The 12078-nt window shown below is 69.0% G+C and carries 11 protein-coding genes; 10 read left to right on the top strand and 1 reads right to left on the bottom strand.

The annotated features are described in order from the left end of the window. Nucleotides 1–180 precede the first annotated feature (180 nt). The 9 genes from QSK32_RS26275 to QSK32_RS26235 all read left to right on the top strand — a co-directional run bounded on the left by QSK32_RS26275 (nt 181) and on the right by QSK32_RS26235 (nt 9242). Nucleotides 181–723, top strand: a complete 543-nt coding sequence (locus QSK32_RS26275; RefSeq protein WP_285473427.1) for a flavin reductase family protein — start codon at nt 181–183, stop codon at nt 721–723. 105 nt (nt 724–828) lie between these two features. After that, nucleotides 829–1170 (top strand): DUF485 domain-containing protein, encoded by a 342-nt coding sequence (locus QSK32_RS26270; RefSeq protein ID WP_045744664.1) that lies wholly within the window; start codon nt 829–831, stop codon nt 1168–1170. After that, entirely contained in the window at nt 1170–2843 is a 1674-nt protein-coding gene (locus QSK32_RS26265; RefSeq protein WP_045744665.1) for a monocarboxylic acid transporter, read from the top strand. Before QSK32_RS26270 ends, QSK32_RS26265 begins: the two co-directional genes overlap by 1 nt. Nucleotides 2844–3036: 193 nt before the next feature. Continuing rightward, nucleotides 3037–4209, top strand: a complete 1173-nt coding sequence (locus QSK32_RS26260; RefSeq protein WP_285473426.1) for an LCP family protein — start codon at nt 3037–3039, stop codon at nt 4207–4209. Nucleotides 4210–4296: 87 nt separating this feature from the next. Beyond that, nucleotides 4297–5529, top strand: a complete 1233-nt coding sequence (locus tag QSK32_RS26255) for an LCP family protein (protein WP_285473425.1) — start codon at nt 4297–4299, stop codon at nt 5527–5529. A gap of 16 nt (nt 5530–5545) precedes the next feature. Further along, nucleotides 5546–5881: a rhodanese-like domain-containing protein gene (locus tag QSK32_RS26250; protein ID WP_045744668.1), complete on the top strand. Its 336-nt coding sequence runs from the start codon at nt 5546–5548 to the stop codon at nt 5879–5881. A gap of 29 nt (nt 5882–5910) precedes the next feature. After that, the gene (locus QSK32_RS26245; RefSeq protein ID WP_285473424.1) at nt 5911–6696 is read left to right on the top strand and encodes a glycerophosphodiester phosphodiesterase; all 786 of its coding nucleotides are present in this window, start codon (nt 5911–5913) and stop codon (nt 6694–6696) included. An 85-nt stretch (nt 6697–6781) separates the two neighbouring features. After that, a complete protein-coding gene (locus QSK32_RS26240; protein WP_285473423.1) occupies nt 6782–8005 on the top strand; it encodes a sensor histidine kinase in 1224 nt (407 codons plus the stop codon). Nucleotides 8006–8357: 352 nt separating this feature from the next. Then, nucleotides 8358–9242 carry a DUF5926 family protein gene (locus QSK32_RS26235; RefSeq protein ID WP_285473422.1) on the top strand — a complete coding sequence of 295 codons (885 nt, stop codon included), beginning with the start codon at nt 8358–8360 and terminating at the stop codon, nt 9240–9242. Nucleotides 9243–9781: 539 nt separating this feature from the next. On the opposite strand, the gene QSK32_RS26230 is transcribed toward QSK32_RS26235, so the two are convergent. After that, a complete protein-coding gene (locus QSK32_RS26230) occupies nt 9782–10981 on the bottom strand; it encodes an arginine deiminase (protein ID WP_285473421.1) in 1200 nt (399 codons plus the stop codon). 286 nt (nt 10982–11267) lie between these two features. Here QSK32_RS26230 and QSK32_RS26225 point away from each other — a divergent pair, with 286 nt between their 5' ends. Next, on the top strand, nt 11268–11996 hold the full coding sequence (locus QSK32_RS26225) for a hypothetical protein (RefSeq protein ID WP_045744673.1): 729 nt from the start codon (nt 11268–11270) through the stop codon (nt 11994–11996). Nucleotides 11997–12078 lie beyond the last annotated feature (82 nt).

The raw sequence follows: 12078 nt of genomic DNA, 5'->3' as shown, positions 1-12078 counted from the left end.
CCGATCCCCAGAAAACTGGACGCTTGCCTCATTTCCAACATGCACGACATCGCCCGGCCGCAACGCCACCTGGGGCATCCGCCATCCCCTCTCCGCTGGTCGCCGTCGCCTCCTAAAATAGTTGTTGATCAATTACACGGGATAGCGGCATGCACAATCTGTAATAGGCAGAATGATCGGGTGAACTCGTACGAACCGGGTGGCCGCATCCACTCCACCGATCCGTTCGCCGTTCCGGAGTCGGACAAGTCCGAGATCCGGCGCCTGCGCGGGCGTCTCGCCGCCCCGGTGACCCTCTGGACCACGCCCGGGACGTCCGGTGCGTCCGGCCTCACCGTCTCGTCGATCGTGGTGGCCGACGGCGATCCGGGACGGATCGTCGGCCTGATCGACGAGGAGAGCGACTTCTGGGATGCCGCCGAGCAGTCCGGCCGCTTCGCGGTCACCCCACTCACTCCGGCCGACCGTCAGCTCGCCGACCGGTTCGCCGGGCTGATGCCGTCACCGGGTGGCCTGTTCGCCCTCGGCGAGTGGCGGCAGACCGACTACGGACCGGTCCCCGCACACACCGGCACCTGGGCCGGATGCCGGCTGGACGGCAGCCGTCCGTGCGGGTGGTCGCTGCTGGTCGAAGGCGTGATCGAGACGGTCACCGCGGCCGGCGGCGAGGCGCCGTTGCTCCACTATCGAGGCCGGTACGCCGATCTGGGGTCCACCGCTTAGCGCAGTCAGACCACCACTCAGCGCAGACGATGACCAGTCTCAGGTGACCTGGGCCACTCCTTCGTACGGTGCCGGAGAGTCCGACCCCACGAAGGTGGTGATCCCGTGCCGGCACCCGCCGAGAAATACCTCGAAGTCCAACGCTCCGACGAATTCGCCCAGCTTCGCCACAGGCTGCGTACCTTCATCTTCCCGACCACTGTCGCGTTCATCGTCTGGTACTCGCTCTACGTGCTGCTCTCCGCGTACGCGCGAGACTTCATGGGCATCAAGCTGATCGGCAACGTCAACGTCGCACTGATCTTCGGTCTGCTGCAGTTCATCTCGACGTTCCTGATCGCCTGGTACTACTCGCGGTACGCGGCCCGCAACCTGGACCCGCTCGCCGACGACATCCACAGCGCGATCGACAAGGCCCCGGCCACCACCGACGGGGGTAAGAGCTGATGGCGCCCGTACTGCTCGCCGCCGAGGCGTCCGCCGGCACCTCCCGGACGCTGACCATCACCCTGTTCCTGATCTTCGTCGCGATCACCCTCGGCATCACCATCTGGGCCAGCCGGCAGACCAAGACGGCCACCGACTTCTACGCCGGCGGCCGCCAGTTCTCCGGTTTCCAGAACGGCATGGCGATCGGTGGCGACTACATGTCGGCGGCGTCCTTCCTGGGCATCGCCGGCCTGATCGCGCTGTACGGCTACGACGGCTTCCTCTACTCGATCGGCTTCCTGGTCGCCTGGCTGGTGGCGCTGCTGCTGGTCGCCGAGTTCCTGCGCAACTCCGGCCGGTACACGATGGCCGACGTGCTGGCCTTCCGGATGCGGCAGCGGCCGGTACGGACCGCGGCCAGCGTCTCCACCATCGTGGTGTCGATCTTCTATCTGATCGCGCAGATGGTCGGCGCCGGTGCGCTGGTGTCGCTGCTGCTCGGCATCAAGCCGGACACCGAGTTCCTCGGGATGAACGCGAACACCGCCAAGATCGCCACGATCATCCTGGTCGGCGCGCTGATGATCATCTACGTGACGGTCGGCGGCATGAAGGGCACCACGTACGTCCAGATCGTCAAGGCCTTCATGCTGATGACCGGTGCACTGATCATGGTGCTGCTGGTGCTGGCGCACTACAAGTTCAACCTGTCGGCGCTGCTCGGCGACGCGGCGGCCCAATCCGGCAAGGGTGACGCGTTCCTGGAACCGGGACTGCGGTACGGCGTCGAGTCGGCCAGCGCCTCGGCCACGTTCTACAGCAAGATGGACCTGCTGTCGCTGGGCCTCGCCCTGGTGCTCGGCACGGCCGGCCTACCGCACATCCTGACCCGGTTCTACACCGTGCCGACCAGCCGGATCGCCCGCAAGAGCGTGCTCTGGGCGATCGGCATCATCGGCACCTTCTACCTGTTCACCCTGGCACTGGGCTTCGGCGCGGCGGCCCTGGTGGGCGGCGCGAACATCACCGCGCAGGACAAGGCCGGCAACACCGCCGCACCCCAGCTGGCCCAGCAGCTCGGCATCGACTACCTGGGTGGGGACAGCGGCGGCGCGATCATGCTGGCGGTGATCGCGGCGGTCGCGTTCGCCACCATCCTCGCCGTGGTGGCCGGGCTGACCCTGGCGTCGTCGTCGAGCCTCGCGCACGACTTCTACGCCAGCGTGATCAAGCGGGGCCAGGCCTCGGAACGTGACGAGGTCCGGGTGGCCCGGTTCGCCGCCCTGCTCATCGGCGCGGTCGCCATCGCTCTGTCGATCTTCGCGCAGAGCCTGAACGTGGCGTTCCTGGTGGCGCTGGCCTTCGCGGTGGCGGCATCGGCGAACCTGCCGGCGATCCTCTACAGCCTGTTCTGGCGCCGGTTCAACACCCGCGGCGCGCTCTGGTCGATCTACGGAGGCCTGGGCGCCGCGGTGCTCCTGGTCTTCTTCTCCCCGGTGGTGTCCGGTTCGGCCACCGCGATGTTCCCGGACCAGGACTGGCACTGGTTCCCGTTGTCCAACCCGGGCATCATCTCCATCCCGCTGGGCTTCCTGTTCGGCTGGATCGGCACGGTCACCTCGAAGGAGACCGATCCGGAGAAGTACGCCGAGCTCGAGGTCCGGTCGCTGACCGGCCACGGCGCCCACTGACCACACTCCCGGTACGGGCCGGCGTCGTCGCCGCGCCGGCCCGTAGCACCCCGGCGTACGGGCCGGCGTCGTCACCGGCCCGGCCCGTACGCCGACTACGGTCAGCATCCGCCCGGCTGCGAATAGCTCCCACGTTCGTGCCGAAGGCACTCTTCGATCCGAATCATCGGGCATCACTCCGTAATCTGGAGTCATGTCAGCCACCACCTCCCCCAGCGGCAACTCCTCCGGCCGGGCGTCGGTGCCCGGGGCCGGCTCCTCCGGTCACGACTGGCCGCCGCGAGGAGGTGGCAGTGGCAACGGCCTCGGTCCGGGCGGTCCCGGGGGCCCCGGCGGACCCGGCGGACCCGGACGGTCCTACCGGGGACGCCGTCCGCGACCGCGCTGGGGCCGCATCGCCCTCGTCGCCGGTGGCGTCATCGTGGTCATCGCGCTGATCGCCGGCATCGTCGGATACGGATACGTGTCCGGACTGGACGACGACCTGAAGCGCACCAACGCCTTCTCCGACATCACCTCGGACCGGCCGGAGAAGACCATCGACGGCGCGTTCAACATCCTGCTGGTCGGCAGCGACTCGCGGGACCCGGACGCCAAGGCCGACGAGGCCGGCCAGTGGCGCGCCGACACGCTGATGATCATGCACGTGCCGGCCGACCACAAGTCCGCCCAGATCGTGTCGATCCCGCGTGACCTCTACGTCCAGATCCCCGGCGGCAACAACGAGTCCTGCGACTCGGGCACCCGCAACAAGATCAATGCGGCGTTCGCCTTCGGCGGCCTGCCCCGCGCGGTGCGCACCGTGGAGTGTCTGACCGACGTGCACCTCGACCACGTGATGGCCATCGACTTCGGCGGCTTCAAGGAGGTCACCGACGCGCTCGGCGGCGTGGACCTCAAGGTCGACCAGTCGATCACGTCGATCCACAAGCCGTTCCGCAAGTTCACCAAGGGCACCATGCACATGAACGGCGCGCAGGCCCTGGACTGGGTGCGCCAGCGCAAGCAGTTCGCCCGTGGCGACTTCGCCCGCGTGCAGCACCAGCAGGAGTTCCTCAAGGCCCTGATGGACAAGGCGGCCAGCAGCGGCACCCTGACCAGCCCGACCAAGCTCGACGCCTTCCTGGACGCGGTCGCGAAGGCGGTGACCGTCGACGAGACCTTCTCGCTCAAGGACATGGTGGTGCAGTTCCGCAGCCTCCGCGGCGAGAACCTGACCTTCATGACCGCCCCCAACAAGGGCAGCGAGACGATCGACGGCCAGTCCGTGGTGGTCCAGGACAAGGAGAAGGGCGGGGCCCTCTATCAGGCGATGGCCGGCGACACGATGGCCGCATATCTGGCGGCCAACGAGCAGAAGAAGTGACTTCAATCTGAAACGTGGAAGATCTTCAGTTGGCCCCTGAGTGTCCGTAAGGTGATGCAGCCTTCGATCTAGCCCCTGGAGCGCTGCATGACCGTCACGTCCGAACGGCAGACGCCGGACCAGGATCGTGTCGAACCTCAGGAACCGCCTCCCGTCGCGGAATCAGCTCCAGCCGGGGCCGTCGAGCCGGCTCCGGCTCCGGCTCCGGCTCCGGCTCCGGCCCTGAAGATCAAGAAGAAGGCTCCGCTCTGGGCCAAGCTGACCACCTCACTCGGAGTGCTTCTGCTCCTCTCCAGCGGCGGTGGGCTGATCGGCGGCCGGATGCTGATCAGCCGCACCACCGAGACCATCGTGGTGGAGGACCTCACCGGTGAGGCGCAGAAGACCGAGGAGGAGGGCGGCGGCAGCACCGTCGAAGGCCCGATCGACCTGCTCCTGATGGGCGTCGACGCCCGGCTCCGGCTCTCCGAGGACAACCTGCGGGCCGACACGATCATCGTGCTGCACATCCCGGCCACCCACGACCGGGCGTACCTCATCTCCATCCCCCGCGACACCGAGGTCGAGGTCCCGGAGTTCGCCCCCAGTAAGTACGAGGGCGGCACCGCCAAGGCCACCGAGGCGTTCTACTGGGGCGCGCAGAACGGCGCCGGCTGGGGTGGTGGCGCCCAACTGCTCGCCAAGACGCTGAAGAAGTCCACCGGCATCAGCTTCGACGGCGCCGCGATCATCAACTTCGGCGGTTTCAAGAAGGTGATCGACCAGCTGGACGGCGTGACCATGTGCGTCGACCAGCAGGTCACCTCGAAGCACATGGTCTACGTCGGCGGCACGGCGATGTTCCTGGCCGACGCCCGCAAGACCGGCAAGGCGACCAAACCGGTGGTGCACAAGGTGGGTTGCCGGGAGATGGAGGGCTGGGAGGCCCTCGACTACGCCCGTCAGCGGTACGGCCTGAAGAACGGCGACTACGACCGGCAGCGCCACCAGCAGCAGCTGATCAAGGCGATGGCCAAGAAGGCCGCCTCCAGCGACCTCCTCACCAACCCGCTCAAAATCAGCAACCTGGTCAAGGCGGGCGGCGAATCGCTCGTCCTGGACACCGGCGACATCCCGATCACCGACTTCGTGCTGGGCCTCAAGGGCATCGCGGCCGGCGACATGGTGCTGCTGCGGACCAACAACGGCACCTTCGCCGGCAACGACAGCGGCCGGGAGATGATCACCGAGGAGAGCCGGGCGATGTTCGAGGCCGTCAAGGACGACGACCTCGACCAGTTCGTGCTCGACCACCCGGACGTCGTCGCCAACGAGAAATAGGTCCTAAGATTCTGGCGTGTTCGGACCTCAGGTACCCAGTGTCTCCGCCGCCGACGTCACCCCCGGCGCCTACCTCCTCGACGTGCGCGAGCCCGACGAGTGGACAGCCGGGCACGCCCCCGGCGCGCACCACCTGCCGATGATGGAGGTGCCGGCCCGGATGGCCGAGGTGCCCACCGACGGCGAGGTGGTCGTCGTCTGCCGGATGGGCGGCCGCTCCGGTCAGGTGGTGGCCTACCTGATGAACAACGGCTGGGACAACGTGCGCAACCTCGACGGCGGGATGCGGTCGTGGGACGCGGCCGGTCGTGACATCGTCAGCGAGGATGGTCAAGCGGCCCGGGTGATCTGAACCCCTGGCCCGGTCCGGCGGAGGACCCGATGGATCACACCCCACTGGTGATCGCCCACCGCGGGGGAGCCGACGCGCTCCCCGAGCACACGCTCGGGGCCTACCGGCGCGCCCTCGACGAGGGCGCCGACGGCGTGGAATGCGACGTCCGGCTCACCCGCGACGGTCACCTGGTCTGCGTGCACGACAGCAGACTGGACCGCACCAGCAACGGCCGCGGCCGGGTCAGCGCGAAAACGCTCGCCGAACTGGACGGACTCGACTTCGGCTCCTGGCATCCGGGCTGCCCGGCCGACGAGGAGTTGCCCGACCTGTTCCGGCTGCTGACCCTGGAGCACCTGCTCGACACGCTCCTGCACAGCGGCCGCCGGGTCCGGCTGCTGATCGAGACCAAGCACCCCACCCGGCACGGCGCCGAGGTGGAACGCCGTCTCGTCGCGATGCTCCGGCGCTTCGGGCTGGACGAGCCGAAACCCGGCGATCCGGTCCAGGTGACGGTGATGTCCTTCTCCGCCATCGCACTGCGCCGACTGCGGGCGTGGGCGCCCCGGCTGCCCCGGGTGTACCTGATGGAGTTCGTGCCACCGGGCGTCGGCCGAGGACACCTGCCGTTCGGCGCGCGGACCGCCGGCCCCGGGGTGGAGCTGATCCGGGCCAAGCCCGGACTCCTACCGGCATTCCAGGCGGCCGGTCACGCAGCGTACGTGTGGACTGTCAACGAGCCCGAGGATCTCGAGCTGGTGATGCGGCACCGCGTCGATGCGGTGATCACGGACCGTCCCCGCTTCGTACTGGAACAGCTCGATAGAGTGTGACGTACACCACGAGGGGCAGGTCCGGGCACCCGATCCGTGCGGGTTCGTCTGCCCAAATCGGCCGCGGCGAGGCAGACTCGCAGTCATGCCGGAGCGCCCCGATTACCCGACCCTGATCCGGGGTCAGATCGCGGTCCTGGACCGGATCACCACCGGCGCCCCCGGCCTCTCCGTGCTCCAGCAGATCGTCCGGCTCGCCGAGGAGACCCTCGGCGCGCGCGGCGCCTGCTTCGTGGAGTTCGACGAGGGCCACGGCCGGATCATCGCCGCCTCCGGGGTGTGCGAACCGTCGATCGGCCTGCGGGTCGACCCGCTGCCCCTCGAGACGGCGGACGCCGTCGTCGCCACCACCGGCGCCGGGTCGCTGCACGCTTTCTTCGGCGACGGCGGGCCACCCGGCAACGTCGATGACGGCAGACCGCCCGGAGACGGCGGGCCTCCCAGAGAATTCAGTAATGACGGCGGGACACTCGGGGACAGCGGGACGCCCGGAAACCTCGGGGACGGCGGGACACTCGGGGACTTCGGTGACGAGCACCAGGCTGTCCTGGCCGTGCTCGCCGGCCTCGTGGACCGGGTCTACGACCTGCGGTCCGGCCTGCCCGCACATCCCGAACCGGCCCGTCACCAGGCCGACCGGGACCTGTGGGTGGCGGTGACCAGCCACGAGCTGCGCACCCCGGTCACCGTGATCAAGGGGTACGCGGACACGCTCACCAACCACTGGGACACCCTCGGCGAACCGGGCCGTCGCGAGGCGGTCCGCGTGATCGGCGCCCGGGCCGGCGAACTGGCCCGGCTCGTCGACCGTCTGCTCTCCGCGGCCAGCGAGGACGGCTCGGTCGGTTCGTCGCCGGCCGGCCCGTTCGACCTGACCGAGGCGCTGCGCGAGGCCGCCGGTGAACTGCCGTCCGACCTGCGGCAGCGGATCCTGTTCGGCGAACTGCCGAGCGGTCTGCCGAAGGCGTACGGCAACCGCGATTCGATCGCCACCATCCTCACCGAACTGGCCACCAACGCCGGAAAATACAGCGCCGACGGCTCCACGGTCGAGATCTGCGCCGGCACCGACGACGACACCCTGCGGTTCCGGGTGTCCGACCGCGGCGTGGGCATCCCGCCCGAACACGTCGAGCGGGCGTTCGAACGCTACTGGCAGGGCGACACCGGCGACCGGCAGCACCACCCGGGTGCGGGTCTCGGGCTCTACCTGGTTCGCCGCCTGGTGGAACGTCAGCAGGGTTGGGTGTCGTTGCGCCCACGCGAGGGCGGCGGCACCGTGGCCGAGGTGCGCCTGCCCCGCGCCTGACCCACCGATCTCTCCGCGGCTCTCGACCTCGACAGTTCCGGCCGACGCCGCCCTCCGATCGACGCCGCCCTCCAACCGATACCCGCCTCCCATCGATGCCGCCATTCGACCAACTCCGTCATTCGACCGGCACTGTCTCCGACCAGCGCCACTTCCGGCCGGCGCCCTCTTCCGGCCGGCGCCGCCATTCGACCAGCGCCGCGTTCCGGCCGGTGGCGTCCTCCGGCCGACGTCGATTCCGGGTTCGACCGTGGCGGCCTCAGGGCTGGACCATGGCGCCTCCGGGGCTGGATGTCGCTGATACAGGTGGCCCACGTCACGGACGCGCCGGTCACCGTTAGGCTGGTTCCTCGTGAGTAAGCGTCGCAAGTCCCGCGAAACCGCACCGAAGACGAAGGTGCGTGACATCTTCGTCGCCCGTCCCTTCGAGGGTCTGGCCGACGAGCCGGAATGGGTGGCCCTGCGCGAGCTGGTCCCGGCCGCCTCCGCGCCGCTGACCCTCAAGCCGGAGTTGGTCGAGGAGTTCAGCGAGTTCGGCGCACGCCCGATCACGCTCTCGACGGTGCTGCCGATGGCCTGGCCGGCGATGGCCCGCGCCGACGGGCAGATCTTCATCGGACTGCAGCGGCACGTCCAGTCCGGTGACGTCTCCCGTGACCTGGCCGTGGCGATCCTCAACGCGCTGGGCACCGCCCCGGGCAACACGGTCGCCGTGCCGGCGCTGCCGGGTGAGGGTCCCCGCCTGCAGGACCTGCTGGTCGACGGTCCGCTCGAGATCACCATGCACGAGGGCTTCGAGTACTGGCTGGACGCCGAGCAGATCCAGGACGCCAACGTGAAGGCGTCGCTGGAGCGGGCCAACGCCTCGATCTACCCGACGGTGCGGCTGGCCGCGGCCAAGTCGGCGTACTGGTGCCGGGTCGCCCCGGACAAGAGCCACGTGCGCTGGGTGCTGTCGGACCCGGAGGACGACGCTCTGGACGCGCTGGCCCGGCTCTCCGCCGCCGGGGAGCTGTTGCTCGGCGAGGACACCAAGTTCGCCGGCATGTTCCGGGCGCACGGCCTGCTGGTCCCGGTGTGGGACGTGCCGGGCGGGCCGGAGGGTGCCGACTTCGAGGAGCCGCTGGCCGCTTTCGCCAAGCGTTACGCCGACACGCTGGCGATCACCGAGCCGCTCGACGCGGCCGGCCGCCGGGCGAAGCAGGGCCTGATCGGCCGCCAGCTGACGCTGCGCTAGACACGTTTCGCAGTCAGGGTCTGCCTCCGTGGTGATTTCGGGCGCTCAGCACGCCCGAATTCACCACACCCACAACAGCGTGGTGATTTGGGGCGTCCAGCGCGCCCGTATTCACCACACCACCAGGGGTGTGGTGATTTGGGGTGCCCAGCGCGCCTGAATTCACCACACCCGCGCTGGAGCGTGGTGACTACGGCCGCGTTGGGCGCCCCAAATCACCACGGACGTTGAGCGCGGGGCGTAGACCCTTCTTCGGGTACGCGATGATGGGCCGTCCTCTCCAGGGCGGCCCATCCGTCTGTCCCCGCATCCGACACGGGCGCTGTCCGTTTTTCCGACATCCGGCGTGAGCGTCGTCCGTTTTTCACCACGTCCGGCGTGAACACCGCCCGACTGAGAGCCCGCGTGGTCGAGCGTGACCACTCACTCACGTCGCCCGGCGGGCTGAGCGTTCTGGACGCGCCAGCGGCCAGCGAGGACCGCCGGGCCCTCGGCGGGAGCGACGGTCTGCACCACCCACCTCGCTACGACATCGGTCCTCAGATTTTGATCTTCAGGGATTCGCGTTCGACGGGGCAGCTCATGCATCGCGGGCCGCCGCGGCCGCTGCCCAGTTCGGAGCCGCTGATTCGGATGACTTCGACGCCGGCCCGCTCGAGTTGGACGTTGGTTTCGACATTCCGCTCATAAGCCACACAAAGGCGCGGGGCGATGGCCAGCGTGTTGTTCCCGTCGTCCCACTGCTCGCGTTCGGCGGTCACCGGGTCGAGACCGGTCTCGATGGTTCGCAGCCGGTCGATGCCCATCGCCTCGGCGGCCGCCTCCAGGAAGGGCCGCGGCGCCCGGACCAGCAGCTCGTCGTCCGCCCCGGCGGTGATCGTCCAGGCCTGCAGCGTGTCGGCGACCTTGGGGTACATCACCACCGCATCGACGTCCACCATCGTGCACACGGTGTCCAGGTGCATGGTGGCGCGCTCCTGGGCGATCGGCACCGCGAGCACCGTGTGTGCCAGACCGGCCCGGATCACCCGGCGGGCGAGACGTTCGGCTCCGGCGGGGGTGGTGCGCTCGCCGACGCCGATGGCGAGCACCTCGGGGCCGAGCACGAGGACGTCGCCGCCCTCCACGTGCTCAAGTGTCGGATCAAAGAGCATCCTGGTGCCGGCGAAGCGGGGATGGTACCGATAGATGGCGTGGGTGAGCGTGCTCTCCCGGCGGCGGGCACGCATGGCGAGGCTGGTCACGGCCACCTGATCGCCGACCCAGACCGACGAGTCGCGGGTGAACAGCAGGTTGGGGAGGGGGTCGACGACGAAGTCGTGGCGGTCCATCATCGGATAGACCAGCCCACCCGTCCGCGGTGTGATCTCGTCGTGGGCCAGGCCGGCGGTGAGCACGCCGGCGAAACGTTCCGGGGTGAGGTCGGCGAGGTAGGACGCGACGCCGGCGCGCAGCGAGTCGCCCAGGCGCGGGTCGGAGAGGATGCCGAAGGTGAGTTCGGCGCGGGCCTCCTCGACGGCGAGCACCTCGGTGAGCAGGCCACCGAGATAGAGCACCTCGACACCGTGGGAGCGCAGCGCCTCGGCAAAGGCGTCGTGTTCGTCCTGTGCCCGGCTCACCCAGGGGATGCCGTCGAACAGGAGGGAATCGTTGTTGCGGGGGGTCAGGCGGGCGAGCTCAGGTCCGGGGCGGTGCAGCAGGACCGTGCGGAGCCGGCCGACTTCACTGTCGACGTACACACGACGACGGTAGTCCGTACCGCCTGCGAGCGTGCGGTGACAGATCGACTAGATCTTGGGACACTCATGCATCGTTCACGGTCCGGGGATAGCTTGTGGGGGTGCGACGAGAAACGCGGCGCTCAGGCGCACAGATGCACCATGCGAAAGAAGATGCTGTCGTGAATGCGGCATTCATCCCTACTCATTCCCCTTTCTTTCCCACCCGTCGCCCTGTTCCGTAGGGATTCGAGCACGTACGGTAGTTGGAAAAGAGAGCCCAACTGACCTTTTGCCGGAGGTCGCAGTGACTGTCTTCCCCGCCCGCCCCGCTCTGCCCGTGCCGACCAAAGCGCTCGACGCCGGTGAGCATCCGTCGCCCGAACTCGACCAGTCCCGTCTCACTCCGATGGAGTGGGCACGCCGCCGCCGAGCCGAGCGTGGTGTCCGCCGCGTCGAGGCCGCCGGGGCACGGGCACTCACCCGTCTCGACCGTCTCGGGCCCAACTGGCACATCGTCGACTGGCCGCGGACCGACCTCACCAACGCTTATCACGAGCCGGACCCCGCTGACGACCGCGCCGGTTTCCTGGCGATCGGTCCCGGTGGCGTATACGCGGTGACCGTGGCCGACCACGGCCGGTCCCGGGTGTTGATCGCCGGTGACGTCGTCCAGATCAACGGCAAGCGCCCGGCGTACGTCGCCGAGGCCCGCCGGGACGCCCGTCGCGCTGCCAAGGCCCTCTCCGCCGCCGTCGGCCTCAACGTTCCGGTCACCGCCGTCCTGGCGTTCGTCGGCAACGGGGTGATCAGCGTCCACGGTCTGCCCAAGGACTGTCTGGTCGCCACCGACAAGGAGCTCGACCGCCTGCTGATCGCCGGAGGCGCGAAGATCTCCCCGGCCACCGCGATCAAACTCTCGGCTGTCGCCGCCCATCCGGCCACCTGGGCGAATGCGCCTTACCGGCCGGCCGGTGACTACCGTTGGTACAGCAACGGCCAGACGGCCGCTGACAAGCGGCCGACCCGCCGGTAACGTTCCCTCCTGACGTCGTCGATGTCGGCGTCGCCTCCGACCCGCCGGGAGACCGGCCGGCCGGAGGTGACGCCGGTGTCGC

This window comes from Actinoplanes sp. NBRC 101535 (assembly GCF_030269225.1).
Taxonomy (GTDB): Bacteria; Actinomycetota; Actinomycetes; order Mycobacteriales; family Micromonosporaceae; genus Actinoplanes; species Actinoplanes rectilineatus.
This window is presented reverse-complemented; position numbering and strand designations above follow the sequence as displayed.

Excerpts from the sequence above, each read along its gene's own strand:
- QSK32_RS26265 (WP_045744665.1), top strand. The coding sequence starts at position 1,170 with ATGGCGCCCGTACTGCTCGCCGCCGAGGCGTCCGCCGGCACCTCCCGG.
- QSK32_RS26260 (WP_285473426.1), top strand. The coding sequence starts at position 3,037 with ATGTCAGCCACCACCTCCCCCAGCGGCAACTCCTCCGGCCGGGCGTCG.
- QSK32_RS26255 (WP_285473425.1), top strand. The coding sequence starts at position 4,297 with ATGACCGTCACGTCCGAACGGCAGACGCCGGACCAGGATCGTGTCGAA.
- QSK32_RS26245 (WP_285473424.1), top strand. The coding sequence starts at position 5,911 with ATGGATCACACCCCACTGGTGATCGCCCACCGCGGGGGAGCCGACGCG.
- QSK32_RS26240 (WP_285473423.1), top strand. The coding sequence starts at position 6,782 with ATGCCGGAGCGCCCCGATTACCCGACCCTGATCCGGGGTCAGATCGCG.